The following is a 26,523-nucleotide window of genomic DNA, read 5'->3' on the forward strand; positions in this document are numbered from 1 at the left end:
GGATGATGCTTACCGAACCCGCTGATCTATGCTGTTTTGGGCTGCATTGATGCGAATGGTGCGCGCGCCTGCGATCTGCTGATCTGTAAGGACAGCGCCTGTTGTGAGCTGGCGTGTTAGGTCAGAACCACCAATGATAGGTTCACTTGGCGGGATGGCCATGAGATCGAGGGTCAGCACGCCACCCTCAACAGCTCCCCCATCTCGCGCGATAAGACGTACATCATGCATGCCGTGCGTGGCTGCAATGCCAACTGCCACGATAAGCTGTCCTTCAGCCACGCGGTGCGTCTCTACGCGGCTCACGCGCTGAACCGGAACACCGACATATTGCGCCTGTTCTTGGCTAGCAAAAAAGGACTGCCCATCCGAAGTTTGCTCAGGAATCAGCGGATTAACATCTGTTTGAACCGCGCTTTCCCTGTCAGCACCCCACCAATTTGCCGGGTTCCACCGGGACTGACATGCAGAGAGTGTAAGAGTTGCAGTCAGTAAAAACAGGACAGGTGTGCGCATTGATCAGCCTCATTCTTTGCTCCATGGGGTTAGCCTATTCATCGGCCTTTGAAAAGCGCCTTAGAGGTGTATCAGTTTTGAGGTAGACCTTTGGGGTTTGGAATATTAGGTGAAAGAAACCAATCTGGAGACCGGCTGACATGGCGACGCAAGCTTTTGAAGACATTGTGGAAGACTTCGAGTTCATTGAAGACTGGGAAGATCGCTATCGCTATGTGATTGAACAGGGTAAAGACATGCCGGTATTGGAAGAGGCGCTGCGCGTGCCTGCCACCAAAGTGGATGGATGTGCCAGTCAGGTTTGGTTGCATCCCAAGATTGAGGCCGGCGTGTTTTCCTTTGAGGGCGCCAGTGACGCGATGATTGTGAGTGGTTTGATTGCAGTTTTGCGCAAGCTCTATAACGGGTTGCCTGTGGCCGATGTTTTGAGCGTGGACGCGCGTGCGGAAATGGAGCGGCTGGGGTTGAACCAACATCTATCCTCTCAGCGTTCCAATGGGCTACGGGCAATGATCGAGCGCATCCGTCTGGTGGCGAGCGAAGCGGTTTAACACTGTTTTCATGCCCTTGCTGGCATTGTCTCGACGGGGATGTGTGAAACCCAAAAAACTTAAGGTGAGGCTTTACTGGCGCGGTCGCGATAGTGGTTGAGCACGAAGAGACGTATCGCGGTTGCGAGGCCGGTATCTAGGTTACGGTTGGCATCAATTTGCGCGGCGAGTTCGTTGATTGGCGTGTCTGTTTCAGTTGCGATATCACGAAAGGCCCGCCAGAAGTCATCTTCGAGAGACACACTCGTGCGATGGCCGCGCAGGGTCAACGAGCGCTTAACGGGACGGCTCATGTAGGAGGCGCGTCCCGCTCTTTGCCATCCAATATGTGTTTGGCCTTTGCGGCCTCTTGCGCTTCTTTTTGCTTTTGCGCCTTGGTGCGCCCGAATTTCACTGCGTTTTCATCGGCCTGCGCTTTTTGGGTCGCGCGGGCTTTGGATTTGCGAAACGTGTTGAGATTGATGATATCAGCCATGTCCTTAGTATTGGTACGATATGGTACAAAAGAAAAGAGGCGGCTTGGGGGCCGCCTCTGATTTATAGCTATTTTACCGAGGATCAGTCTTTGGGGCCAATCATCTGCTCTGGACGCACAACTGCATCAAAGGTTGCCTCATCCACGAACCCAAGCGCGATGGCCTCCTCTTTGAGGGTGGTGCCGTTTTTGTGCGCGGTCTTGGCAACGGTGGTGGCGTTGTCATAGCCAATGGTTGGCGCCAGAGCGGTCACCAGCATGAGGCTCTCTTTCATCAGCTTGTCGATGCGTGGCTCGTTGGCTTTGATGCCGTTGAGCATACGCTCGGTGAAGCTGTCGGCCACATCGCCCAGAAGCTGCATGGATTGCAGCAGGTTGTAGCTCATCATCGGGTTGTAGACGTTGAGCTCAAAGTGGCCCTGAGAGCCAGCAAAAGTCATGGCGGCGTTGTTGCCCATCACATGTGCGGCAACTTGTGTCATCGCTTCGGCCTGTGTTGGGTTCACTTTGCCCGGCATGATGGAAGAGCCTGGCTCGTTCTCCGGCAAGATCAGCTCTCCGAGACCGGAGCGTGGGCCAGAGCCGAGGAAGCGGATGTCGTTGGCGATTTTGTACATTGCGCCAGCAACAGTTGCGAGTGCGCCGGACATGAAGACCATGGCGTCATGCGCCGCCAGTGCTTCGAATTTGTTGGGCGCAGTCACGAAGGGCAGGCCCGTGATTTCGGCCATGTTTGCGGCCACAGCTTCGCCCCAGCCTTTCTGGGTGTTCAGGCCGGTGCCAACGGCGGTGCCGCCCTGCGCCAACTCGTAGATGCCGGGAAGGGCCGCTTCAACGCGGGCAATGCCCTGACGGATTTGGTGGGCGTAGCCGCCAAATTCCTGACCCAGAGTGAGCGGAGTCGCATCCTGGGTGTGGGTACGCCCGATTTTGATGATGTCTTTGAACTCTTCGGCTTTTGCCTCAAGACCTTCTGCAAGTTTTGTCAGGCCGGGCAGCAGTACATCGCGCACGGTCATCGCGGCCGCAATGTGCATCGCGGTTGGGAAGGTGTCGTTGGAAGACTGACCCATGTTGCAATGATCGTTGGGGTGCACCGGATCTTTGGAGCCAATCACACCGCCGAGGATTTCGATCGCGCGGTTTGCAATCACCTCATTGGAGTTCATGTTGGACTGGGTGCCAGAACCGGTTTGCCAGACAACCAGCGGGAAGTTGTCGTCAAATTTGCCTGCGACCACTTCGGATGCAGCTTGGATGACCGCATCCGCGATTTTAGCGTCCAACTTGCCAGTAGCTTTGTTCTGCATGGCGCAGGCTTGCTTGATCACCCCAAGCGCACGCACGATGGCGACTGGCTGCTTTTCCCAACCGATTGGGAAGTTCATGATCGAACGCTGGGTCTGAGCGCCCCAATACTTTTCGGAAGGAACCTCAAGCGGGCCAAAGCTGTCGGTTTCGGTGCGGGTATCTGCCATCATGACCTCCGGTAAAATATGTCAGGAGTGTCATAGCGCAATGGGGGCAAAGTGCAACACTGTATACCGTGGGATACCGCTAACAGCCCATCTTCGCTGATAGCAGCTGCTCAATACAGAAATGAACCGTAAGGTTGCTTATCAGATCCATCCAGAAGCAGGCCGCAGCCTTTAACGTGGCGACTTACTTTCGGAAGCTATCCAGCGACACAACTTCAGCGTCTTTACGTGGTTCTTCTACGATCTCTTCTAGATTGATCTCTTCGGGCAACTCATCGAGCAATTCTTCTTCTGCTTCATCATCTTGCGTCTCAAACCGCAGGCCAAACTCAACGGAGGGATCTACAAACGTCTTGATTGCATTGTAGGGGATGTAAAGCGGTTCTGGTGAATCGCCAAAATTCAGTGTGACAGCGAAGCCTTCGTCCGTGACGGTCAGATTATCGTACCAATGCTGCATCACAACAGTCATTTCGCCGGGATAGCGATCCGCCAGCCATTCGGCAATTTCGACATCAGGATGTTGAGTGTCAAAAGTGATGAAGAAATGGTGTTCCCCGGGGAGACCCTTCGTTTGCACGTCTTCGAGGACAGTCTGAATCAGGCTGCGCATGGCGCGGTGCATGAGGTTTCCATAGTCGATGTTTTCGGACATGAAAGGGCTCCGTTGGTCTCCTGTTTCGACAATAACTTATTGTACGGGAAACGAAAGGTGATCCAGTCGAAAAAACACTCAGAGCAGTGCCAAAAATGTTGAAGCAGCGGTGCAAAGGCTGAGTGTTACCAGAAGAGGCAACCTCAAGATGAGAAGTGCCAAGAGTGCGAGCGCGGTGAGGGCACCTGCGGTGGTATCGAAGCTGCTGAGAATGGGCACGGGGCCGACTATGCTTGACTTAAGCTGTGCAAACAAAAGATTTACTGTGAGCCAGAGGCTTAGATTTGCAATGACACCCAAAACAGCTGCGGAGATGAGTGCAAGTGCATGACTAAGGCGTGGCTCGGAGAGGATCCGTGCAACATGCGGGGCACCGGCGAATATCCAAAGGAAACAGGGTATAAAGGTGCACCAAAGCGCCACTGCACCTGCTGCCAAAGCCAAAGCAACGCCACCTTGTCCATGCCCAGAAAGTGTGGCGACAAACTGTGTTACAAGGATCAGGGGGCCAGGGGTTGTTTCGGCGAGACCCAAGGCGTCCATCATTTGATCGGTCGTGAGCCAGCCATAGTCTTGCACAACGATTTGCACCATATAGGCAAGTAAAGCATACGCACCCCCAAAACTGACAATTGCCAGCTGCGAGAAAAACAGGGCAACCTCTTTTAAAAATCCGCCTTGCAAAAATAGCAGAAAGACGGGGATGGCCCAAAGGCTTCCCCACACCAAGATGGCTTTAAGGCTTTCTTGCATCGCCGAGGCGCCAGATTGAGCAGGGCTTGCTGGGACTTGTATGGGGTCATCAGAGGGCCATAAAAATCCAATCGCTGCGGCAAGAAAAATCACGGCAGGAAATGGCATTAACCCCGCATAGAGGCTTACGAAACTCAGAAGAGCAACCGCCACATTAATATTTTTTGTCAGTACTTTGCGCGATAAATTTAACAGCGCCTGCAACACAATTGCCACCACGGCAGCCTTCACGCCCACAAAGGCCGCCGCGACCAGTGGCATTGCGCCATACAGGGCATAGCTAATCGCGAGTCCAAAAATCAATACGGCGCCAGGCAACACGAACAGTGCACCTGCGATCAAACCTCCTAAGGTCCCACGCAGTTTCCAACCGCAAAAGGTTGCAAGCTGCATGGCCTCGGGCCCCGGCAGGAGCATGCAGAACGACAGCGCGCCGAGAAGTTCTTTCTCTTTGAGCCAGCCGGTCCTTTCAACCAATTCCTGATGCATCAGCCCAATTTGAGCGGCGGGCCCTCCGAAAGAGAGGAACCCGATCCGGGCAAATACCTTAAGAATCTGCGTGATATGAGGCGCATGTGACATGCGCCTATCGCTAGCGACACGAGTGAATGTTGCAAGCGCTTTATTTGTGTCAGGCGACCTTTTGGCCGGTCAGACACATTGCCATGGTTTGTTCCGGCAAGAAGCCGAGTTTTTCAAAAAACGCGACGAGATCGAAGTTGTTATAGGCTTCTACCATAATCGCGCCTTCAAAACGGACGAAGAGTTGACCAAACCCGGTGATCCTTTCACCTGATACTGGATTCATGATGCTCATGGTCCAGAGCGCTGCGGCCCAATCCCCATCAACCATGACTTTTTCTACGCAGACGATCGGATCTTCGACCAATGCAAGATACATGGTTGCCATCTCGCGGAAGTCTTCTGGACCTACGCCAAAACCTGGCAGCACGCCCTCGGCGGTGCTGTCCGGGCGGAACATTTCGTCAATTGCGTCCATATCCTGTTCGATCCAGACGCGGCGGAACCAATCCTCTATGATTTGCTGCTTGTCCACAGTCATAATAGTGCCTTCCTGTGTTATCCCCACCACGACGCTAAAACCCCAAAAGTAAGCGAATAGTTAAGAAATACGGTTCAATGCAGGCAAAATTATGGTTTTGTGAAGAAAGTTGAAAATTAACGCTTTCGCAGCACTGATTGCCAAAAAGTCAAGAAGGAAAACGCATTAAAATAAAGCGATTTGAACACTCACAGACCTGTGATCTTCGATGTGATTCTTTGGTGGAAGGTGCAGGATTCTGTTGCCAGGTTCCTGCGGACCCCGCCTGAGGCAGCTAGCGTCAGGACTTAGATTTCGGTGTTAGGCACTGCTTACGCAGCGACTGCTACCGGAGCACGATTGTCATTTGCAATTGTACAGTTTTCGCCGATAACGGTGGCAGACAGCCGAGACAAAGCTAACTTCTTTAGACGTCCGTCGATCCTGTTTCGTCCCCATGATCCCCAAATGAAGGATGTTTGGTGGAGACGCCGGGTACCGCCCCCGGGTCCGATCCGTTTATTACAAGCGCATTTATGTCCATAGTTCCCGAGGGAACATATTCTAGATAGTGGTGTTGCGCGCAGGGTGCAAGCGTCGTTAACCCGATTTTGGCGCGTCGGTATCACGGCGGTATCCCAGCCGTATCGCGGCGGTGCCAAATTCGACCAATTCGCAACCTAAACGCGGCGCACGTTGCGCGTTTTACCGGTGCTTTTAGAGATGGCCTTCGAGACGATAATGGCCGGTCATTGGGTAAAGCGGCAAAAAATCATCGAGGCGTGTGCCCAGACCTGCATTGTGTAAGATCAACGGGCGGCTGCCATCTCGCGAGGTGCGATCCGACACAATGCCAATGTGCGGCCTGCCGGGGGCGATTTTCCAGGTGATAATATCGCCGGGTTGGAAATCAGATTGCAGCGTCGGCGCAGGCAGGGCGGCTCCGATATGTTCGAAGTAGCGGCGCAGGTTTGGGACCCGGCGATGGTCAATATTGCTATCGGGACGTGTCAGGCCCCAGTGATTGGGGTAGCTGGCAAAGCGCGCGGACATGTCCTGATGAACCCGTTCTTGCAGATCTATCTGATGTGCGTCGCGCAGGGCGCGGATCACCACATCGGTGCAAACACCATCGCGCCGCGGGATGTCCCCGTTGGGATAGGAGAGTGCAACATAGGCAGGATCATAATTCACGGTGACGCCGATTTGCGATGCGGCGCTGTTGATGAGATCTGTGGCCCAAGGTGTGCTGGATAGGCTAGGGGCGGGATGTAGGGGCAGACCTGTCAGACGCTCAACGGTGAACACAGCCTGACTTTGCAGGAGGTAGCGCCATTTCGGCTGGCTCCAGATGATGGCGGTGGATGCCAGTAAGGCACTGGCGACCATAGCGGTGAGAACTTTCCAACTCACAATGCAACCTCAGTTTTTCGCCACTCTGGGGGATCTGTAGATGGGCAACAATTCCAATGAAATCATTGGGCTTAATTGAGCAAAGATCCGCTTTCTGCGACACGTGCCTTTGCATCAAGAGATGCTTTGCGTGACCTGTGCCTTTATAGTTACGAGGATTATTTGGGCGTTTTGGGCGCTCAAATCGACTATTTCGCTCGAATTTGGGTATCTCTTCGGAAAATTGTTGACTTTGAAGGCCATCATCTCGTCAAATTTTACCATAAGGTAAAAAACAGGGATGCAGCAATGACCTCACTCGCTACAAAGTTTACGGGCCTTGAATTCGTCAACCCTTTCATTTTGGCATCTGCGCCGCCCACGGAAAGCAAGCGCAAAATCCTGAAAGCCTTTGATGCTGGCTGGGGGGGAGTCGTGACCAAGACGATTGGTCTGCATCCGGTTGAAAATGTCGCTGGCCCCAAAACCATCTATCAGCGCACCAGCGAAGAAAAGCCCTATGTCTCACGCATGAAGCGGCCGGACACGGTGTCACATTCTTCGTGGAACTGGGAATTGATTTCGGATCAGCCGCTGGAGCAATGGCTGCCCGACCTGAAAGAGATCAAAGAGGCCTATCCCGACAGAATGGTGATTGCCTCCATCATGGCGGGGGCGGGCAGTGAAGAAGAGATGGGCAACTGGCGCAAGCTGGCGACCTCTTGCGTGGAGGTGGGCTGTGACGCGCTGGAGCTGAACCTGTCTTGTCCGCACATGGATCGCAAAGACATGGGCGCGCATGTGGCCAATGATGAAGACATCATTCGCTCCATTCTGAAAGCGGTGACCGACGTGGTGGATGTGCCGATCTGGGTCAAGCTGACCCCGGCGACATCGACTTTGGTGGATGCGGCGCGCGCGGCCTATGAGGCGGGGGCCTCCTGTATTTCGCTGTGCAACACCTTTCCATCATTGCCATTGATGGATCCGGAAACCTTGAAGTTTGAAGCGGAAGTAGATGGGCTTGTGACCTCTGGCGGGCAGGGCGGGCTTGCCATCCTGCATCAGGCGTTGTTGCGCGTTTCTGATATTTCCAAGGCCTTTCCTGACAAGGAAATCTCTGGCATCGGCGGCATTCGCGGCTTTCGTGAGGCTTTTAACTTCATCGTGCATGGAGCGGGTAATCTGCAGATCTGCACGGCGGCGATGGAGGAAAAAGGCAGTGGCGGCGTGGGTGTCAAACTGATTGAGGAATTGAAGACCGATCTGGCGGATTATCTTGAGCGCCATGGCCATGACTCTATCGAGGCGTTTCGTGGGATTGCGCGCGAGCGGATCGTGGAGCATTCGCAGGTGCGTCGCAAAAGCGACGATTACAATGGTGGGTATCAGGAACCAACAGCGGCGGAGTAACTCCTTTCGGCGGCCGAGTTGCGGAGCCGTGGTTGTCCTGCGAGAGCAAAAAGAAACCGGGCGCTTTGCGATACTGCAAGCGCCCGGTTTGTGTTTGTGAGGCCAAGTTTACAGCATTGGATTGCGCCAGATCCAGACAGCGGCAAACACCCCGGCAAAAAGGGACAGTGCCATGATCGCGTATCCGGCTTGCGCCGCACCAAAACTGTCTGATGCATAGTTCAGAGCTTCGGCGATGTAATTCATGATCCCGCGTTTTCCCTTCATGGTTTCTCCCTGCGCCATTTTGCGGCCCACAGAGAAAAAGAAACCAAACAGAAGGGAGCTTGCGATGATGGTTGGCAAAGTGAAACGTAGTTTTTCCAACATTCTAGCACTGTCTTTCGATAACTTTTTTGGCCCTTGACCGTCTTCGGGATCAAAGCGCATTCAGGCGGCGTAAGAGGCATCCCAGAAGGCGCGTTCCAGTTTGGCGGCGCGCAGGAACATGGTTTCGACCTCGGATCTGGCGGTATCGCTGAGGCTGTCCCATGCGGTGTCCAACTGGCCGCGCAGGTACTCCACCACACCTTCAAAGCCCTCTCCGGCATGTAGGGTGATCCATTCGGCGAAATAGAATGGCAGCTCTTCTTTGGGAGGGTTCACGGGGGTGGCCCAGCTCAGATAGACCCATTCGGCCACGACCAGCACCGCCAGCATCAATTCATACCGTCCAGAGGCGGCGGCTTCGGCCATGAGGGCATTGAAGCCTTCGGTTGGTGGCGCAGGGGGCGGATTTTGCGCGGCCTCATCCATGCCAAGCGCCTCAAAGGAGCGCAGGAAGTAGGTGTTTTCCGGGCCAGTGACCAGCGCGAGGAACTGTGCGGCAGGCAAGCTGTCCGCTAAGGTGGGCGCATGGGCGATGGCGCTGGCCAGTAGGCGCACGAAATTTCCGACAAACTGGTAATCCTGCGCCAGATACCAGCGCATCTTATCAAGTGGCAATGTGCCGTCGGCAAGCTCAGTGCAGAACGGGTGGGTTGTGGCGGCGATCCAGTCATCGCCAGCAAGGCTGCGCAGGTGATCGGTTGGGCGCATGAAGTCTGTCTCCTGTTGCTCGGCGGTGCGGGCCGGTGTCATGGGCAGAAAACGCAGATTTTCGCGCGGGTGCAAGGCGATAGTGCGCTTTGCTTCAGCGTTTTGCGCGGGCGGCCATGGCCTCTTCGCCCAGGGTGAGCGTATAGGCGGTGAGCTCGGCCAGAGCGGTGTCAGCGGCGGCCCCGTTGTTGTGCTCCAGCGCGTCGGCAATACGGGTGTGCAGCCCGATGATCACATCGCGATTGCGCTGGGTGAAGGTGATCATATTCATTAGAGGCTGCATGGCCTCTACCGCACCGGCGAGTTGGTAGGACAGCACCGGGTTGCCCGCACCATCCACCAAGGCGCGGTGAAAGGCGACATCGCTGTCACAGAAGCGTTCATCAGAAAGTCCAGGCTGTGCCTGACGATGAATTTCTGCGCGCATGGTGGCGAGGTGATCCGGGGTGCAGCGCGCTGCGGAGAGCGGGGCACAGGCGCGCTCCAGCGCGAAGCGGGCCTCACAGGCGGTCTCAAAATCCACTGCGTTCATGGAAAGCAAAAGCGTGCTGGTGGTGATATGCTGTGCATAGGCCTCATCATAAGACAGACGCCGCACAAAGGCCCCGCCGGAGGCCCCGCGGCGGGTGCGGATCAGGTTTTGTGCCGCCAGCCGTTTGAGCGCCTCGCGCACGGTGGGGCGGGAGACATCAAACTGATCGGCCAGCTCCGCTTCAGAGGGCAGGCGTTCATCCACGATCATGTCGCCGGAGATGATGGCATCGCGGATGGCTTTGGCGATCTGAGCGGAGAGGTCGGCGGGGTTTTGAGGATCGATTTTCAATTGTCTGACATTTAGTGTTTGCTGTGTGTTTAATTGTCTGACATTTTAAATCCAAGAAACGAGTCGCGGCAAGAGGAGGAATGCCGAGATGGTCGCAGATCGCATCCGTTCCATGACCGGTTGGCACTGGCTGACACTGTTTGGTGTTATTTTCGCGGCGTGGGTTGTTCTGTTTCTGATGGCGGTTCCCGCCGAGATGCGCGCAATGAGCGCGGTTTATGGCGCGGATTTCTGGGAGAGCCTTTGCACCATAACGCCCGATGCCGCCGGGTTTCTGCGGGTCTTGCTGATGTGGGTTGTTATGTCTGCGGCGATGATGGCGCCCACCGCATTGCCCGCCTTTGCCACCTATGAGGATTTGTCTCAGCAATTTGAGACGGCGCGGTTTGGCGTTTTGGTGAGCGGGTATCTGGTGATCTGGATTGGGTTTTCCGTGATGGCCGCTGCGGTGCAGATGGGACTGTTTCAGGCGGGGTTGATCGGGGCGCTTGGCGAGAGCCGTTCCGCGCTTTTGTCGGCTGGATTGCTTTGGGTTGCGGGCATGTATCAGTTCTCTGCCCTCAAAGAAGCCTGCTTGAGCAAATGCCGGATGCCGATGTCCTTTTTTCTTCAGCATTTTGAGGAAGGGCCTTGGCGCAATGGGTTGCGACTTGGGCTGACCTGCTTGGGATGTTGCTGGGCGCTGATGCTTTTGGCCTTTGTGGGTGGGGTGATGAACATCGCCTTCATGGGGCTCGCAACCGTGATCATGATTTTTGAGAAACTGCCTGAGATCGGGCGCTGGGTGACCAAACCGCTTGGAGTGGTGTTGCTTCTGGCATCCGTCTGGATCGGGTTTGGCGCAATTTGACCGTTTTGAAGTGGAGGACATAAAGATGGCGTTGGATGAAGTGGGCACGGTGCCCTGGACCATCAAAGGGGAGTTGATCCTGAACTGTAACTGCACAGTGTTTTGCCCCTGTGTGGTGAGCCTTGGCAAACACCCGCCAACCGAGGGACATTGTCAGGCCTGGGCCGGTGTGCGCATTGACGAAGGCCAATATGGTGAGGAAGACCTGTCTGGTCTGAACATCGGCCTGTTCCTTGAGATCCCCGGCAATATGGGGCGCGGCAACTGGAAAGCGGCCGTGTTCATTGATGATCGCGCGTCTGAGGAAGCCTACAACGGTTTGGTCAATATTTTCAGTGGCGCCGCGCGGGGCACAACGGGTCTGTTTGGCATGCTGGTCGGGGAATTCCTTGGCGCCTCTCGAGAGCAGGTGATCTTCGAAACCGAAGGCAATGAACGTCGCCTGATGGTTGGCAAGAAAATCCAAGGCGCGGTTGTGCCGGTGGCCGGGAAAGACGGCAAAGATATGGTTGTCACCAACACCGAATACTGGATGGGGCCTGACATCACCGTGGGCACCGCCACCAAAGGGCGTGTGCGCGCCTTTGGCCGGGTCTGGGATTTTGATGGGCGCTCTGCGGAAATCTGCCAGATTGACTGGCACGGCCCCCGGTAAGGAACAGTACGATGATCACGCCGCAATATTGTCAGATGATGGCGCGCTACAACGCGTGGCAGAACCATAACATGCGTGCGGCGTGTGAAACCCTGACCGAAGAAGACCGCCGCGCCGATCGCGGCGCGTTCTTTGGCTCGGTCATGGCCACGATCAATCACATCCTTTGGGGTGACAGCCTTTGGATGAGCCGGTTGGATGGCGGCGCAGGCCCAAAAGTCGCGGCAAAAGATCACAAAGACCTCTGCGACAGCTTTGCGCAATGGACCAAAGAGCGCCGCGCGATGGATCAGCGCATTCTGCATTGGGCCAACACGGTGACTGAGCCGCAATTGCAGGGGGAGCTGCAGTGGCATGCGCAGATGCTCAATACGGATATGCGCAAGCCCATGGGGCTTTGTGTGGCGCATATGTTCAACCACCAGACACATCATCGCGGGCAGGTGCACGCGCTTTTGACCGGGTTCGGCAAGACCCCGGAAGACACCGATCTTGTTTTGATGCCAGAGGAGGCACAATGGCTCTGATTTCTCCCTCTCGTCGTTTGCGGCGCACCCCGTTTTCAGAAGGGGTCGAGGCCGCAGGTGTGAAAGCTTACACGGTTTACAACCGGATGCTCTTGCCCACGGTATTTCGCTCAGTGGAGGAGGATTACCGCCACCTGAAAACGGCTGTGCAGATCTGGGATGTGGCGGTCGAGCGGCAGGTGGAAATCCGCGGACCTGATGCGGGGCGTCTGATGCAGATGCTCACGCCGCGCGATCTGCGCGGGATGCTGCCGGGGCAATGTTACTATGTGCCCATCGTGGATGAGACCGGCGGCATGTTGAACGATCCGGTGGCGGTCAAGCTGGCCGAAGACCGCTGGTGGATTTCCATTGCCGACAGTGATCTGCTGCTGTGGGTGAAGGGCATTGCCTACGGCTATCGGCTGGATGTGCTGGTGGATGAGCCGGATGTGAGCCCGCTGGCAGTGCAGGGGCCGAAATCGGATGATCTGATGGCGCGGGTGTTTGGCGACAAGATCCGGGACCTGCGTTTTTTCAGGTTCGGCTGGTTTGAGTTTCAGGGGCGCAACCTTGTGATTGCGCGCTCTGGCTACTCCAAGCAGGGCGGCTTTGAGATCTACGTCGAAGGCGGTGACATTGGCATGCCGCTTTGGAATGCGCTGATGGAGGCGGGCAAGGATCTGGATGTGCATGCGGGATGCCCCAACCTGATTGAACGCATCGAAGGTGGCTTGCTGAGCTATGGCAACGACATGACCGATGACAACACGCCACATGAATGTGGGCTGGGCCGGTTCTGCAACACCAACACGGCGATTGGCTGTGTGGGGCGCGATGCGCTGTTGCGGGTGGCGCAGGAAGGGCCGGTGCGCCAGATCCGCCCGATTGAAATTCACGGTGCTGGGGTGCCGCCCTGTGATCAGCTCTGGCCGATCATGGATGGGGAAGCGCATGTCGGCAATATCAGCAGCGCGGCATGGTCGCCGGACTTCAATACAAATGTGGCCATCGGCATGGTGCGCATGACGCATTGGACCTCCGGCAGCGAGGTGGATGTGCTAACACCTGACGGGGTGCGCCCGGCCACGGTTTACGAGGCGTTCTGGCAGTAACGCGCCCGAAGCGACGCCTTTGGAAATGCCCCGCGCAGAGGCTGCGCGGGATCAACTTGATAAAGACAACGAGAGTTAGGAGTAAACATGTTTAAAGCACTGGTGATGGAGCAGGGCGAAGATGGCCTCGCAAGCGGCGCAATCAAAGAGCTGTCAGAGGCGGATTTGCCGCAGGGCGATGTGACCGTCGCGGTGGAGTACTCCACGGTGAACTACAAAGACGGGTTGTGCCTGTCACCCAAAGGTGGCGGATTGGTGCGCAACTATCCGCATGTGCCGGGGATCGACTTTGCCGGGACGGTGGAGAGCTCTGAGGACGCGCGCTACAAGCCCGGCGACAAGGTCGTGCTGACCGGCTGGCGTGTTGGTGAGGTGCATTGGGGCGGCTATGGTCAGAAGGCCCGCGTGAAAGCCGATTGGTTGGTGCCGCTGCCTGAGGGTCTGAGCACAAAGCAGGCGATGGCCGTGGGGACGGCAGGCTTTACCTCGATGCTGTCGGTGATGGCGCTGGAAGATCATGGCGTCAGCCCGGATAAAGGCCCGGTTCTGGTGACCGGTGCCGCCGGGGGCGTGGGCTCTGTGGCAGTCGGCATTCTGGCCAACCTTGGCTATGAGGTGGCCGGTGTGACCGGGCGTCCGGAAACGGAGGGGTACCTGAAATCCCTTGGTGTGAGCCAGATTGTGCCCCGTGAAGATCTCAATGAGACCGTCAAACGCCCGCTGGAAAGCGAGACCTGGGCAGGCTGTATTGATGCGGTGGGCGGCGAGATGCTGGCACGTGTGCTGGGACAGATGAAATATGGTGGCTCTGTTGCTGCTGTTGGTCTGGCCGGTGGGGCTGGGCTGCCCGCCACGGTGATCCCGTTCCTGCTGCGGGGGGTGAATCTGCTGGGCATCGATTCCGTCATGCGCCCCTATGAAGACCGCCTGCGCGCTTGGGAGCGGATTGCAAAGGATCTGCCCATGGACAAGCTGGAGGCCATGGTCAAGCCAGCAACCCTGTCAGAGCTGCCTCAACTGGGTGCAGACATTCTCAAAGGACAGGTTCAGGGCCGCGTTGTTGTGGATGTGAACGCCTGATCATTTCACATATGCGACAACACGGAAGGCGCTCCTGCGGGAGCGCCTTTTTTGTCAATGCAGGGCACCGATGCGCTCAAAAAGATGTTGCACTGCCCAATCTGCATCAAGATCGAGCGCAACCTGCGTCATCGGGCGCTCTGAGGCGCGCAGGGTCTGGCCAAGGTTTGTCGCGCTCTGTGACACTGAAATGCCAGTGGTCACAAAATCGAAACGGTCCGGATAGCGACAGGCCAAAATCGCGGCCGCATCATGCATCGGACAGCCGTCTATAGAGGCAACACTGCGGTAGAAATCCAGATAGAACGGCGTGATTTCGGAAATGAACGCCCCAACCACAGGTGCGTGATTTTTAAGGTCATCAATCTGGGGCTGGCGCAGGAGGGTTTTCAAGGTGACGTCCAGCCCGATCATCTGAATGTTCATACCAGAGGCAAAAACACGCTCTGCGGCGCGGGCGTCATGAAAAATATTGGCCTCAGCATAGGGTGTGATGTTGCCGTCACACTCCAGCGCGCCGCCCATGAGGACGAGCCGACCGACGTTTTTCGCAAACGCCTCGTCCAACTCCAGGGCCAGTGCGATGTTTGTAAGAGGGGCCAGCGCACAGATGACCACCTCACCCGGATGGGCGCGGGCAGCTTGCACCAAAAATTCAGCCGCGCTTTCGGGCTGGTTTTGGCCGATCTGGGGAACGGTAAGAATATCGCCAAAGCCTTCGTCGCCATGAACATTGCTTGAGGGCGTGTAAGAGGTCGCTCCAAGGGGAAATTCGGCGCCCTCATAGACCGGCACTGGCCATTTCAGAAGATCCAGAAGAAAGCGGGCATTGCGACTGGATTGCCACGTAAAGGTGTTCCCAAACACCGTGGTCAGACCGATCACCTCTGTGTCGGGGAGTGTTTTTGCAAGGGCGATCGCAATCACGTCATCCACACCGGGATCCGTATCAATAATCAGCTTCAAAACCACCTCCCTGAGTCTGCACTCTGATACAGGCGAGACGCCGCAGACATCAAGCGTTTCGCGGCTTAAAGGGGAGGCTGAGTGATCACAACACACCAAAACGTATATTATTTAATGAATATGTTTGATTTGGATCAAAGGCCCCAATAACGCGGTGTGATTGGATGCGGATATTAGGTGCATCAAAAACTCAGGTTTTGGCGCATCTGGTTGTTTTTATTGAGAAAGGACATCGCTGTGAAACGCGTTCTGACCACCCTTGCTGCTGCGGCCACTTTGACCTTTACAGGTCTGGTCGCGCAGGCCGAAGAGGCCCCATCGCTTGTCACCATTCTGACCGAGGATCAGCCACAGACCCAATTGATGGCGATGGTGCTGACCATGCAGGCGGCACAACAGGGAGCCGCACCTCATATCCTGTTGTGTGGCGCGGCGGGCGATTTGGCCTTGAAAGACGCTCCGGAAAGCGCGACGGTAGGCCAGCCGCCCAAGGATATGAGCCCACAGGGTTTGATGCAGAAAATCATGACGCTGCCTGGCGCCAAGGTCGAGGTCTGCGCGATCTATCTGCCTGCGCTGGGGCAGGGGCCGGAGGTCTTGTTGGACGGGGTCGGTGTCGCCAAGCCGGGGGAAATGGCTAAAGCCATGATGGCGGCTGACGCTTCCATGAGCTTCTGAAGCCTTTGCAAGAGTGAGGCAGTGCAAGGCGTTGGGAAACGGCTTGCACACGGACGCTGGCTTGGGCAACGTGACGCCAAATAGATCTATTTGAGAGCGGAGCAGCCTGAGCTATGGCCTATGACAACGACAATATTTTCGCAAAGATCCTGCGCGGGGAAATCCCCAGCGAGAAACTTTATGAAGATGCGGACACCTATGTGTTCATGGACATCATGCCACGGGCAGATGGACATTGTCTGATCATCCCCAAAACACCCTGCCGCAATATGCTGGACGCCACGCCTGAGCAGCTTTCTGCCTGTTTGAAGACGGTTCAGAAGATGGGACATGCGGTGATGAAAGCCTTTGATGCAGAAGGGGTTACGGTGCAGCAGTTCAACGAAGCCGCAGGCGGCCAAGAGGTGTTCCACCTGCACTATCACGTGCTGCCACGCCATGAAGGTGTTGGGCTGCGCCCGCCCGGGCAGATGGCGGATTTTGATGTGCTCAAGGCGCAGGCGGAGAAAATCCGCGCTGCTCTGGTCTGATCCTTAACAGGTGATATTTACCGGCTTGACCCTCTCGGCAATCAGCGGTTTTCTCGGCTTAGTTGAGAGGGAGACGCAACATGCTGGATATGGATTTTGTGCGGGGGATGTTCCCGGCGTTTTCCGAACCATCACTTGAGGGGCAGGCCTTTTTTGAGAATGCCGGCGGCAGCTATACCTGCGCGCCGGTGATTGACCGCCTGACGCGCTACTACAAAGAGCGCAAGGTACAGCCCTATGCGCCTTATGCCGCTTCCCAGCTGGCCGGTGCGGAAATGGATGAGGCGCGTGCGCGGCTGGCGGCCCTAATGGGCGTCGCTCCACAGGATGTCTCCTTCGGGCCCTCCACCACGCAAAACACCTATGTGCTTGCGCAGGCGTTTCGCCAGTGGATGGATCCGGGTGATGCGATCATCGTGACCAATCAGGACCATGAGGCCAACAGCGGCCCGTGGCGGCGTCTGGCCGAGGACGGCATCGAAGTGCGCGAGTGGCAGATTGATCCGGAGACCGGACATCTGGACGTCGAGGCGCTCAACACGCTGCTGGATGACCGCGTGCGGCTGGTCTGTTTTCCGCATTGCTCCAACGTGGTAGGTGAAATCAATCCGGTCGCGAAGATTACGGCTGCGGCGCATGCCGCCGGGGCGTTTGTCTGTGTTGACGGGGTCAGCTATGCGCCACACGGCTTGCCAGATCTGGGTGCGCTTGGCGCGGATATTTATTTGTTTTCCGCCTATAAAACCTATGGCCCCCATCAGGGCATCATGGTGATGCGGCGCAATCTGGCAGAGCTTTTGCCCAATCAGGGGCATTATTTTAACGCCGGTACGCCATTCAAACGGTTTACACCCGCAGGGCCAGATCATGCGCAGGTGGCCGCCTGTGCGGGGATGGCCGATTATATTGAGGACCTGGCCCGGCACCATGGTCTTGCGTCAAATGATCCAGTGGGCATGGGCACGGCGGTGCATGATCTGATGCGCGCGCATGAAACGGAGCTGCTGCAACCGGTGCTGGATTTTGCGCGCACACGTAATTCTGTGCGCTTGCTGGGGCCCTCAGACGCCTCTGAACGTGCGCCAACGGTGGCCTTGGCGACAAATGTGCCTGGTGCGGCTTTGGCCGAAAAACTCGCCAGTCACGGGATTATGGCCGGAGGTGGGGATTTTTATGCAATCCGCGCCTTGAAAGGTATGAATGTGGATCCTGACAAAGGTGTGTTGCGGCTCAGTTTTGTGCACTACACAACGCAGGACGAGATCGACAAGCTGCTGACCGCACTGGATGCGGTTTTGTGATCTGATTTTATGATCCATGGCCGGATTTCTCCCGTATTGTAGGTTCAATACAGGATGGGAAAACAATAACTTGGCGCAAGAGACTTCCGAAAACCTCACATTGGTTTGGCTGCGGCGTGATCTGCGCCTGAGCGACAACAAGGCGCTTGTGGCGGCGGCAGAACGGGGCGCGGTTGTGCCTGTGTTTGTGCTTGATGAGCTGTTTGAGCAGATGGGCGCGGCCCCGAAACTGCGACTGATGCTGTCTTTGCAGGCGCTGGCGCGGGATCTGGAGGCGCGCGGCTTGCGGTTGATCCTGCGGCGCGGGCCGGCGCGGGGCGCGCTGGAAGAGCTGGTGGCTGAGACCGGTGCAAATGCCGTTTACTGGAGTCGTGGCTATGCGCCAGACGTTGTGGCCCGGGACAGTGAAATTAAAACCGCGCTGAAAGATCGCGGGCTGGCGGCGCAGAGTTTCACCGGTGCGCTTTTGTTTGAACCCTGGACCGTAGAAACACGGCAAGGCGCGCCGTTTCGGGTCTACTCGCCCTTCTGGCGGGCAGTGCGAGCACGGTCGGTTGCGCCTTGCCTCGATGTTCCGGAGCTGCATGGCCCCACACAGTGGCCTGCAAGCGACAGTCTTGAGACGTGGCATCTGGACCGTGAGATGCGCCGCGGCGCCGCCGTGGTGTCCCGTTTTGTGGCAGCAGGAGAACAGGCGGCGCAGCAGCGGCTGGCGGTTTTTCTGGAGGAGCGCATTGAGGGCTATAAGGCGGAGCGAGATTTTCTTGATCGCGTGGCCACGTCTGAATTGTCAGATTCGCTGAGTTATGGCGAAATCAGCCCGGCGCAGATGTGGCATGCCGGGCAGCGCGCAATGCAGGAGGGGGCCGCCGGGGCTGAGCATTTCCTAAAGGAGGTGGTCTGGCGTGAGTTTGCCTGGCATTTGATGTGGTATTTTCCCACCATTGCGGAAGGCAACTGGCGGGAGGCCTGGGACGCGTTTGAGTGGATTGAGGACGCAGATCATCCGCATTTCCAAGCCTGGTGTCAGGGGCGCACGGGCGTGGCGCTGGTGGATGCGGCGATGCGGGAGCTTTATGTCACTGGCAAGATGCACAATCGGGCCCGTATGCTGACTGCGAGTTATCTGACCAAACATCTCAATATCCATTGGAAGCTGGGGCTTAAGTGGTTCGAAGACTGTCTGGTGGATTGGGATCCGGCATCCAATGCCATGGGATGGCAATGGGTTGCGGGATCTGGCCCTGATGCGGCACCGTATTTTCGCATTTTCAATCCTGACACACAGGCCGAGAAATTTGACGCCGACGGGCACTATCGCAAACGGTGGTTGAGCCATGCCCCTGAGATGGGCAGCGACACCGCCGCCCTATTCTTTGAGGCCATGCCTTTGTCTTGGCGGGGGTATTTTGAAGCGCCGCAACGGGAGGCCATTGTGTCTCTTGCGACGGGCAGACAAAGGGCGCTGGCGGCCTATGAGGCTTTCAAAGCCTAATAAATCCTTGCCGGAGGGCGTGCTCTGCGCCTAGCATTTACAACAACATGGGGAGGGAGAGTAAGATGTTCCTGACTTCGACAAAAGGCGAGAGCAACTTGCCACGATATTTTCCGGCTGTGTTTGACACCGCTAAAAAGATCAACCACGGGCGGATTGATTTTGTGCTGGAAGATGGGCGCAAGTTTCGTGCAGAGGGGCCCAAGCCCGGCCCAGTCTGTGAGATGCATGTGCACAATGGTGATACCTTTGGCCGGTTGATGCGCGAAGGGGAGCTGGGATTTTGTGAGGCCTATCTGGAAGGATGGTGGAGCACGCCGGATTTGCAGGCCTTCTGTGATTTCCTGCGCGCGGACAATGACGACCTTTATGATGGTTTTCCGGGCATGTTCTTTGTGCGCGCCTTTGAGCGACTGCGCCATTGGATGAACAACAACTCCAAAGCGCAAGCCAAGAAAAACATCAGCTATCACTATGATCTGGGCAATGAGTTTTACGGGCTCTGGCTGGATGACACGATGACCTATTCCTCCGCGCTGTTTGAGACCGGACAGGAAAGCATGGAGGCGGCGCAAACTGCAAAATATGCCTCCATGGTGGATCAGATGGGCGTCAAAGCAGGGGATCATGTATTGGAAATCGGCTGTGGCTGGGGCGGGTTTGCGGAATATGCCGCCAAGGAGCGCGGCCTGCGTGTTACAGGGTTAACAATCTCTGAAGAACAACTGAAGTTTGCGCAGGATCGCATTGAAAAGGCAGGACTTTCTCACCTGGTGGATTTCAAGTTGCAGGATTATCGCGACGAGACGGCGACCTATGATGGCATTGCCAGTATCGAGATGTTTGAGGCGGTGGGTGAGAAATACTGGCCGGTTTATTTTGAAACGGTGCGTGAGCGCCTCAAACCCGGTGCGCGGGCAACGCTTCAGATCATCACAATCACCGAGAAACGCTTTGATCAATATCGTAAGGGTGTTGATTTCATTCAAAAATATATCTTTCCTGGTGGGATGCTGCCCAGCCCGACTGTGCTGCGTCAGCAGGTGCAGCAGGCCGGTTTGAAAGTGAACGGGTCCATTGAATTTGGCGAGAGCTACAGCCAGACGCTGCGGCGGTGGTATGATACGTTTAATGCCCGTTGGGAGAGCATTCAGCACATGGGGTTTGATGAACGGTTCCGTCGGATGTGGAATTTCTATCTGACCTCTTGTGCAGCGGCCTTTCACAGTGGAAGCTGTGACGTGACACAGATCACGATTTCAAAACCGAGCACATGACCACATCCAACAAGCTGATTGCCGCCATCTGTCTCGCCTTTATTGGCGGGCTGGTGGCGGAATTTGTAAAACCGCAGATGCCTGAGGGTTCTGATCCCGGACAGATGACATTGATTTCTGCCGCCGTTGGTCTGGTTGTTGGCTGGCGCGTGATGGGGCCGCGTGCGGGACGCAGCGGGCCAATAGAGCTTGGACTGATTGGAGTTTTCTGGCTGGTGTTCTGGGGGCTGGCAACCTTTGGAACCATCGAAATGCTGCGCCTTGCCTTGCGCCGCCGGTTTGATGAACCGGTGGAAGCCTTGGAAAACCTTGTGCGCATCGCTTTGGAGTACAGCCTTTATCTGAGCGCGACGCCGATTTTGATCACACTTGTGGCAGGTGTTGTCGTGAGTGGGGCCGTGACCAATTTTGCGCATCGACGCTGGGGATGATCATGAAAAATCTATTTGTTTATGGCACGTTGCGCCACGTGCCTTTGCTTGAGGCTGTGCTGGGCAAAGCCGCAGGTGAGATTGAAATGGCGCCTGCCACATTGGAGGGCCACAGCGTTTTTGCCGTGAAAGATCAGGATTTCCCGATCATCAAAGAGAGTGAGGGTGCCGCGCAAGGGTTATGGTTGGGCAATCTGAGTGCGACAGATGTGGCGCGGCTGGAATTCTATGAAGGTGGTTTTGACTATGATCTGGCGCCAGTGGAGGTCCGTGTTGAGGGTGCCCACCGTCCGGCGCAGGTGTTTAAGAGCGAGGCAGGATGGCAGCCGGATGGCCCATGGTCTCTTGAGAACTGGGCGCAGACCTATGGTGCTTTGACCGTTTGCAGCGCCACGGAAGAGATGAGTTACTTTGGCGTCAAGCCACGTGCTGAGGTGGACGCGATGTTGCCGATGATCAAGGCGCGCGCCATTGCACAGCAATTGGCCGCGCAGGGCAGCCTTGGCGAGAGCCCCGGAGGGATGACGCGAACGGATGTGCGCGACGTTTCTGTGACGCGTGCCTATGCGAAGTATTTCACGCTTGATGATTATGAAATGGCGTTCCGCCGCTATGACGGCACCCAGAGTGCACCTGTGAAACGGGCGGTTTTTGTGGCGACGGATGCGGTGATCGTATTGCCCTATGATCCTGTGCGTGATCGCGTTTTGTTGATTGAGCAATTCCGCCCCGGTCCCTTCGCGCGGGGCGACGACCTGCCGTGGCAGCTGGAGCCGATTGCAGGGCGGATTGATGCCAACGAAGCGCCGCAAGAGACAGCGCGCCGTGAGGCGCAGGAAGAGGCAGGCCTCGCGCTTGGGGCGCTGCATGAGGTCTCCAAAAGCTATGCTTCGCCGGGATGCAGCACCGAGTTTTACCATATTTACATCGCGATTGCAGATCTGCCGGATGAGGTGGTTGGCGTGTCAGGACTTGAGCAGGAAGCGGAAGACATTCGCTCGTTCCTCTATTCCTTTGAGGAGCTGATGCAGATGACCGATGAGATGAAACTGGTGAATGCGCCGCTGGTTCTTGCGTCGCTCTGGCTGGCGCGACACCGCGACAGGTTGCGCGCGAGTGCTTGAGTTCCGCTCACGGCTTGCCTACACAGGTTTCAAACATTCAAAAAGGACCGCGCAACATGCATATTGCCCGTGATCTGGCCCAAGCCATCGGCAACACCCCTTTGATCCGTCTCAACAAGGTGAGTGAGGCGACAGGCTGTGACATTTACGGCAAGGCGGAGTTCATGAATCCCGGCCAGTCGGTCAAGGACCGAGCCGCATTGTACATCATCAAAGATGCGCTGGCGCGTGGGGATCTGAAACCCGGGGGCACCATTGTGGAAGGCACCGCAGGCAACACCGGCATCGGTCTTGCGCTGGTCGGGGCCTCCATGGGCTTTAAAACCGTGATCGTGATCCCCGAGACCCAGTCTCAGGAAAAGAAAGACATGTTGCGCCTTGCCGGGGCGGAGCTGGTGCAGGTGCCTGCGGCGCCGTATCGTAACCCCAACAACTATGTGCGCTATTCTGGCCGTTTGGCTGCTGAGCTGGCCAAGACCGAACCCAATGGCGCGATCTGGGCCAACCAGTTTGACAATGTCGCGAACCGTCAGGCGCATGTGGAGACCACCGGTCCGGAAATTTGGGAGCAAACCGAGGGCAAAGTGGATGGGTTTATCTGTGCAGTTGGCTCCGGTGGGACACTGGCTGGTGTGGCTGAGGCCATTCAGGGCAAGGGGGTGAAAATTGGTCTGGCCGATCCGATGGGTGCAGCGCTGCATAGCTACTACACCGATGGCGAACTGAAATCTGAGGGTGGCTCCATCACTGAGGGGATCGGGCAGGGGCGGATCACAGCCAACCTTGAAGGCTTCAAGCCGGACATGAGCTATCAGATTTCTGATGAAGAAGCGCTGCCTTATGTGTTTGATCTGCTTGCCGAAGAGGGCCTGTGCCTTGGTGGGTCTTCTGGTGTGAATATCGCCGGGGCTGTGCGGATGGCCAAAGAGATGGGACCGGGGCACACAATCGTGACCATTCTTTGTGACTATGGCACGCGCTATCAGTCCAAACTGTTCAACCCGGCGTTCCTGAAAGAAAAAGGTCTGCCAAGCCCGGAGTGGTTGGGCAACACGGGCCCCTCCAGCATTCCGGGTGTCTTCGAAGACGTCTGAGGACATCTGCGACATGTGGCGCGCCCTGACCCGACTTTTCGCGATGACGGCCATCTTCCTTGCCGTTTCCTTCACTTCTGTTGGGGCGCAGTCCTCTGAGGACCCTGATTATGGCGATTGGCGGCGCACGGCAGTGCGCGCCACGGAAGCCATCGACAACAATCGTGCCTCTGAGGCGGCGATGGATTCTTTGCGCAATCAGTTGATTGACTGGCGCAATGCGTTTTCCGAAGACAGTTCGCGCACCCGGATCTCTGTCAGCACGTTGGAGGCCCAGCTGGATAGGCTGGGCCCGGTGCCGGAGGGCGGCGAAGCGGAAGATGTGGCCGAAGAACGTCTGCAACTGCAACTGCAACTGTCCGAGGCGCTGGCCCCTGTGCGGCGGGCGGAACTGGCGCAGACGGAGGCGGAGGAACTGATCCGCTCTATTGACTCGCTTTTGCGGGATCGGCAGGCGGAAAGGTTGCTGACGCCGGGGCCGTTCCCATTGTCGCCCGCTCTTTGGTGGCCGGCGCTGGATCAGGTGCTTGAGACTTTCAAACTGGTTGCGCTGGAGTTTCAGACGGGCTGGGTGCATGAAAAACAGCGCAACGAGCTGCGCGATACATTGCCCATCATGCTGTTCTATCTGGCGATCAGTATCATGTTGCTGACGCGGGGCACCCGTTGGATCGACAATCTACTGACCTCTATGGTGTGGCGGCGTGAACGGCTTTCAGCCGTGCGTTGGGTGTTTGTCTTCGCGCTGTCCTATGGGCAGGTGGTGCTGCCGATGCTCGGCGTATTTGCCTTTTCCAAGGCGGTCTATGCCTCTGATCTGCCTGGGTTTCGGGGCGATGTGATCCTCGCCATTCTACCAATCATGACCTTTGAGCTGCTCACAGCGCGCTGGTTGGGCGAGCGGATCTTCTCTCGACGAAGCCAACCCTTGCTGCAGGTGAACCTGTCTGAAGTCGAGAAGCGCAAAGGGCGTCGCGCAAGCGTCTCGCTGGGCGCGGTGCTGGCGCTGAGTACGCTGTTTGTTGAGCTTGTCCGCTATGAAAACTGGAGCGAAGGCACCGAAGCGGTGATCTTCTTCGTTCTGAGTGTCGCTGCGGCCTATTTCCTGCGCCGCCTTGGCCAATTGGTGATCCGCCACGCCAAAACCATGCGTGTGGAGCCGGATGGCCCGCTGTCCGCCATTGGACAGCTTATTTCCATGCTGGGCCGCTACACGATGATCGTAACGGTGGTTGTGGCGGTGCTTGCTGTGCTTGGGTTGACGCGCGGGGCGAGCTATCTGGTCTTCTCCAGTACGCGCACGGTGTTCCTTGTGGCCTTTCTTCTGGTGCTTCAGCGGCTCATTCAGAAGATTTTCTCCGCCCTCAATCGCCGTGATGATGATGAAGGCACGCTCGGGGCGGTGCTGGCTGGGCTTATGCTCTTTGTCATGTCGCTTCCGATTTTTGCCCTGTGTTGGGGCGCGCAGATCAGCAGCTTGAAGCTTGCCTGGCAAAAACTGCTTGAGGGGCTGAAAATCGGCGATCTTGTGTTGTCGCCTCAGACCATTTTCCTGTTGATCGCCGTGTATGCGGTGGGGCATGGGGTGACCCGGCTGTCGCAGAGTTTTCTGCGCGATAACATTCTGCCAAAAACCAAATTGGATCCCGGCGGGCAGACAGCTGTTGTATCAGGTGCCGGCTATGTAGGGATTTTCCTGGCTGCGCTTGTGGCGTTGACCGTCGCGGGCATCAACCTGAGCAACATTGCGCTGTTTGCAGGCGCGCTGTCGGTTGGGATTGGTTTTGGTCTGCAGAACATTGTCTCCAACTTCGTCAGCGGCATCATTCTCTTGATTGAGCGCCCCGTGAGTGAGGGCGATTGGATCGAAGTGGGCGGTCAAATGGGCTATGTGCGCGATATTTCGGTGCGCTCCACCCGGATTGAGACCTTCGACCGTACCGATGTTGTGGTGCCGAATTCGGACCTCGTGTCTGGCACAGTGACCAATTACACCCATGGCAACACGGTGGGCCGGGTGATTGTGCCCGTTGGGGTGGCCTATGGAACGGACACGCGTGTGGTCGAGCGGATTTTGATGGAAATTGCCAATGCCCATCCCATGGTTCTGGCCAATCCGGGGCCATCGGTGGTGTTTCAGGGCTTTGGCGCGGATGCGCTGGAGTTTGAAATTCGCGCGATCCTGCGGGATGTGAACTGGGTGCTGACCGCCAAGAGCGATCTGAACCATGAAATCGCACGCCGGTTTGTGGAAGAGGGGATCGAGATACCCTTTGCCCAGCGTGACATCTGGCTGCGTAACCCAGAGGTTTTGCAGGGTGGGGCCGCCTCGGAGCAAAACCAGCCTGTGGCAAAGGCCAGCACGGAGTCTGCGGTGCACACGCCACCGGATTTGGAAGATTTGGATGCCGCGGAGGCGGATGGCGACGGCGCTGGAGAGGGGGACGGACGATGACGGAACTGCTGTTTTTGAAAGATGCCTACATGAAAGAAGCCACGGCAACAGTGGTGGGGCACACGCCAGAAGGGGGCATTTTGCTGGACGCAACACTGTTTTATGCCACCAGTGGTGGACAGCCGGGCGACAGCGGACATCTGAGCTGGAACGGGCAACAGCTTGAGATCGCGACAACTGTGAAAACCGCTGAGGGTGGCATCGCATTGGTACCCTCAGAGCCAGCAGAGCTGCCAGCGGTGGGCACGGAAGTGATGCAAGTTCTCAATTGGACGCGCCGCCATCGGCACATGCGGGTCCATACGGCCCTGCATCTGCTCTCAGTGGTGATCCCTCTGCCTGTCACGGGTGGCTCGATTGGCACCGAGAAAGGCCGTTTGGATTTCGACATGCCAGAGGCGCCGGAGGACAAGGCAGCGCTGACAGAGGCGCTTAACGCGTTGATCGCAGAAGATCATGCTGTGAGTGAACAGTGGATCACCGATGCCGAGCTTGAAGCCAATCCTGGATTGGTGAAGACCATGTCCGTCGCGCCGCCAAAAGGTGCCGGGAAAGTGCGACTGGTGCGGATCGGCTCAGGGGACCATCAGGTGGATCTGCAACCCTGCGGTGGCACCCATGTGGCCAACATTGGGGAAATTGGACCTGTGCGCATTGGGAAAATCGAAAAGAAAGGTCGCCAAAACCGGCGGGTCTATTTGCACCTCGATTAGGCTGCGCACTCAAATTAAATGCGCCAGGCATAAGACCAGACACAAAAAAAGGCGGGGTGCCATGACCAAATGACCCCG

29 protein-coding genes and 1 other RNA gene are annotated in these 26,523 nt (G+C 56.7%); 17 read left to right on the forward strand and 13 right to left on the reverse strand.

Translation table 11 applies throughout. From position 1 onward, the window contains the following. Window positions 1-9: 9 nt before the first annotated feature. Window positions 10-282: a hypothetical protein gene (locus J7382_RS05370; protein WP_209067853.1), complete on the reverse strand. Its 273-nt coding sequence runs from the start codon at window positions 280-282 to the stop codon at window positions 10-12. Window positions 283-656: 374 nt separating this feature from the next. Between J7382_RS05370 and J7382_RS05375 the strand changes: the two genes are divergently transcribed. Continuing rightward, complete coding sequence (locus tag J7382_RS05375) at window positions 657-1,067, forward strand: SufE family protein (RefSeq protein WP_209067854.1); 411 nt, start codon at window positions 657-659, stop codon at window positions 1,065-1,067. Window positions 1,068-1,126: 59 nt separating this feature from the next. Here J7382_RS05375 and J7382_RS05380 read toward each other — a convergent pair whose 3' ends face one another. The 8 genes from J7382_RS05380 to J7382_RS05415 form a co-directional block, all read right to left on the reverse strand. Beyond that, a complete protein-coding gene (locus J7382_RS05380; RefSeq protein ID WP_209067855.1) occupies window positions 1,127-1,360 on the reverse strand; it encodes a ribbon-helix-helix domain-containing protein in 234 nt (77 codons plus the stop codon). Beyond that, complete coding sequence (locus J7382_RS05385) at window positions 1,357-1,542, reverse strand: DUF4169 family protein (protein WP_209067856.1); 186 nt, start codon at window positions 1,540-1,542, stop codon at window positions 1,357-1,359. The genes J7382_RS05380 and J7382_RS05385 overlap by 4 nt, the downstream gene beginning before the upstream one ends. An 83-nt stretch (window positions 1,543-1,625) precedes the next feature. Further along, entirely contained in the window at window positions 1,626-3,020 is a 1,395-nt protein-coding gene (gene fumC / locus J7382_RS05390; RefSeq protein WP_209067858.1) for a class II fumarate hydratase, read from the reverse strand. A 184-nt stretch (window positions 3,021-3,204) separates the two neighbouring features. Beyond that, window positions 3,205-3,675: a ClpXP protease specificity-enhancing factor SspB gene (locus J7382_RS05395; RefSeq protein ID WP_058240769.1), complete on the reverse strand. Its 471-nt coding sequence runs from the start codon at window positions 3,673-3,675 to the stop codon at window positions 3,205-3,207. 78 nt (window positions 3,676-3,753) lie between these two features. Then, window positions 3,754-5,010 (reverse strand): chromate efflux transporter, encoded by a 1,257-nt coding sequence (gene chrA, locus J7382_RS05400; RefSeq protein ID WP_209067860.1) that lies wholly within the window; start codon window positions 5,008-5,010, stop codon window positions 3,754-3,756. A 49-nt stretch (window positions 5,011-5,059) separates the two neighbouring features. Beyond that, complete coding sequence (locus J7382_RS05405) at window positions 5,060-5,491, reverse strand: nuclear transport factor 2 family protein (RefSeq protein ID WP_058240771.1); 432 nt, start codon at window positions 5,489-5,491, stop codon at window positions 5,060-5,062. A gap of 227 nt (window positions 5,492-5,718) precedes the next feature. Beyond that, window positions 5,719-6,068, reverse strand: a transfer-messenger RNA (tmRNA) gene (gene ssrA / locus J7382_RS05410). Window positions 6,069-6,187: 119 nt separating this feature from the next. Continuing rightward, on the reverse strand, window positions 6,188-6,883 hold the full coding sequence (locus tag J7382_RS05415; protein WP_209067862.1) for a DUF1287 domain-containing protein: 696 nt from the start codon (window positions 6,881-6,883) through the stop codon (window positions 6,188-6,190). A gap of 288 nt (window positions 6,884-7,171) precedes the next feature. On the opposite strand from J7382_RS05415, the gene J7382_RS05420 reads away from it, so the two are divergent. Beyond that, a complete protein-coding gene (locus J7382_RS05420; protein ID WP_209067863.1) occupies window positions 7,172-8,275 on the forward strand; it encodes a tRNA-dihydrouridine synthase in 1,104 nt (367 codons plus the stop codon). Window positions 8,276-8,383: 108 nt separating this feature from the next. Here the strand turns inward: J7382_RS05420 and J7382_RS05425 are convergent, their stop codons facing one another. From J7382_RS05425 to J7382_RS05435, 3 genes are all read right to left on the reverse strand, one after another. Continuing rightward, complete coding sequence (locus tag J7382_RS05425; RefSeq protein WP_058240773.1) at window positions 8,384-8,644, reverse strand: hypothetical protein; 261 nt, start codon at window positions 8,642-8,644, stop codon at window positions 8,384-8,386. 60 nt (window positions 8,645-8,704) lie between these two features. Further along, complete coding sequence (locus J7382_RS05430; RefSeq protein ID WP_209067864.1) at window positions 8,705-9,352, reverse strand: TenA family protein; 648 nt, start codon at window positions 9,350-9,352, stop codon at window positions 8,705-8,707. 94 nt (window positions 9,353-9,446) lie between these two features. Next, entirely contained in the window at window positions 9,447-10,175 is a 729-nt protein-coding gene (locus tag J7382_RS05435) for an FCD domain-containing protein (protein ID WP_058240774.1), read from the reverse strand. Window positions 10,176-10,263: 88 nt separating this feature from the next. Here J7382_RS05435 and J7382_RS05440 point away from each other — a divergent pair, with 88 nt between their 5' ends. The 5 genes from J7382_RS05440 to acuI all read left to right on the forward strand — a co-directional run bounded on the left by J7382_RS05440 (window position 10,264) and on the right by acuI (window position 14,381). Next, on the forward strand, window positions 10,264-11,025 hold the full coding sequence (locus tag J7382_RS05440; protein ID WP_247744855.1) for a DUF2182 domain-containing protein: 762 nt from the start codon (window positions 10,264-10,266) through the stop codon (window positions 11,023-11,025). A gap of 25 nt (window positions 11,026-11,050) precedes the next feature. Beyond that, window positions 11,051-11,680 (forward strand): DUF1326 domain-containing protein, encoded by a 630-nt coding sequence (locus J7382_RS05445; protein WP_058240775.1) that lies wholly within the window; start codon window positions 11,051-11,053, stop codon window positions 11,678-11,680. Window positions 11,681-11,691: 11 nt separating this feature from the next. After that, window positions 11,692-12,207 carry a DinB family protein gene (locus tag J7382_RS05450; protein ID WP_209067865.1) on the forward strand — a complete coding sequence of 172 codons (516 nt, stop codon included), beginning with the start codon at window positions 11,692-11,694 and terminating at the stop codon, window positions 12,205-12,207. Beyond that, window positions 12,198-13,301, forward strand: coding sequence for a dimethylsulfoniopropionate demethylase (locus tag J7382_RS05455; protein WP_058240777.1), 1,104 nt, complete (start codon window positions 12,198-12,200; stop codon window positions 13,299-13,301). Before J7382_RS05450 ends, J7382_RS05455 begins: the two co-directional genes overlap by 10 nt. 87 nt (window positions 13,302-13,388) lie before the next feature. Then, entirely contained in the window at window positions 13,389-14,381 is a 993-nt protein-coding gene (gene acuI / locus J7382_RS05460; RefSeq protein WP_209067866.1) for an acryloyl-CoA reductase, read from the forward strand. 54 nt (window positions 14,382-14,435) lie between these two features. Here the strand turns inward: acuI and J7382_RS05465 are convergent, their stop codons facing one another. Then, window positions 14,436-15,347, reverse strand: coding sequence for a nucleoside hydrolase (locus J7382_RS05465; protein WP_247744856.1), 912 nt, complete (start codon window positions 15,345-15,347; stop codon window positions 14,436-14,438). Between the two features lie 237 nt (window positions 15,348-15,584). On the opposite strand from J7382_RS05465, the gene J7382_RS05470 reads away from it, so the two are divergent. The 10 genes from J7382_RS05470 (at window position 15,585) to J7382_RS05515 (ending at window position 26,445) form a co-directional block, all read left to right on the forward strand. Beyond that, entirely contained in the window at window positions 15,585-16,025 is a 441-nt protein-coding gene (locus J7382_RS05470) for a hypothetical protein (protein ID WP_348540004.1), read from the forward strand. A gap of 113 nt (window positions 16,026-16,138) precedes the next feature. Beyond that, entirely contained in the window at window positions 16,139-16,555 is a 417-nt protein-coding gene (locus tag J7382_RS05475) for an HIT family protein (RefSeq protein WP_209067867.1), read from the forward strand. An 80-nt stretch (window positions 16,556-16,635) separates the two neighbouring features. Next, window positions 16,636-17,856 carry an aminotransferase class V-fold PLP-dependent enzyme gene (locus tag J7382_RS05480; RefSeq protein WP_209067868.1) on the forward strand — a complete coding sequence of 407 codons (1,221 nt, stop codon included), beginning with the start codon at window positions 16,636-16,638 and terminating at the stop codon, window positions 17,854-17,856. 70 nt (window positions 17,857-17,926) lie between these two features. Then, window positions 17,927-19,351, forward strand: coding sequence for a deoxyribodipyrimidine photo-lyase (locus J7382_RS05485; RefSeq protein ID WP_247744857.1), 1,425 nt, complete (start codon window positions 17,927-17,929; stop codon window positions 19,349-19,351). Window positions 19,352-19,416: 65 nt separating this feature from the next. After that, window positions 19,417-20,628, forward strand: a complete 1,212-nt coding sequence (locus J7382_RS05490; RefSeq protein ID WP_209067870.1) for a cyclopropane-fatty-acyl-phospholipid synthase family protein — start codon at window positions 19,417-19,419, stop codon at window positions 20,626-20,628. Next, window positions 20,625-21,059, forward strand: a complete 435-nt coding sequence (locus J7382_RS05495) for a TrgA family protein (RefSeq protein ID WP_209067871.1) — start codon at window positions 20,625-20,627, stop codon at window positions 21,057-21,059. The genes J7382_RS05490 and J7382_RS05495 overlap by 4 nt, the downstream gene beginning before the upstream one ends. Window positions 21,060-21,061: 2 nt before the next feature. Further along, window positions 21,062-22,183, forward strand: coding sequence for an NUDIX domain-containing protein (locus J7382_RS05500; RefSeq protein WP_209067872.1), 1,122 nt, complete (start codon window positions 21,062-21,064; stop codon window positions 22,181-22,183). A gap of 56 nt (window positions 22,184-22,239) precedes the next feature. Then, entirely contained in the window at window positions 22,240-23,277 is a 1,038-nt protein-coding gene (locus J7382_RS05505) for a cysteine synthase A (RefSeq protein WP_209067873.1), read from the forward strand. 13 nt (window positions 23,278-23,290) lie between these two features. After that, complete coding sequence (locus J7382_RS05510) at window positions 23,291-25,732, forward strand: DUF3772 domain-containing protein (protein WP_209067874.1); 2,442 nt, start codon at window positions 23,291-23,293, stop codon at window positions 25,730-25,732. Further along, window positions 25,729-26,445: an alanyl-tRNA editing protein gene (locus J7382_RS05515; RefSeq protein WP_209067875.1), complete on the forward strand. Its 717-nt coding sequence runs from the start codon at window positions 25,729-25,731 to the stop codon at window positions 26,443-26,445. Before J7382_RS05510 ends, J7382_RS05515 begins: the two co-directional genes overlap by 4 nt. Window positions 26,446-26,523: the final 78 nt, after the last annotated feature.

The organism is Shimia sp. R11_0 (assembly GCF_017744035.1).
GTDB lineage: Bacteria > Pseudomonadota > Alphaproteobacteria > Rhodobacterales > Rhodobacteraceae > Shimia > Shimia marina.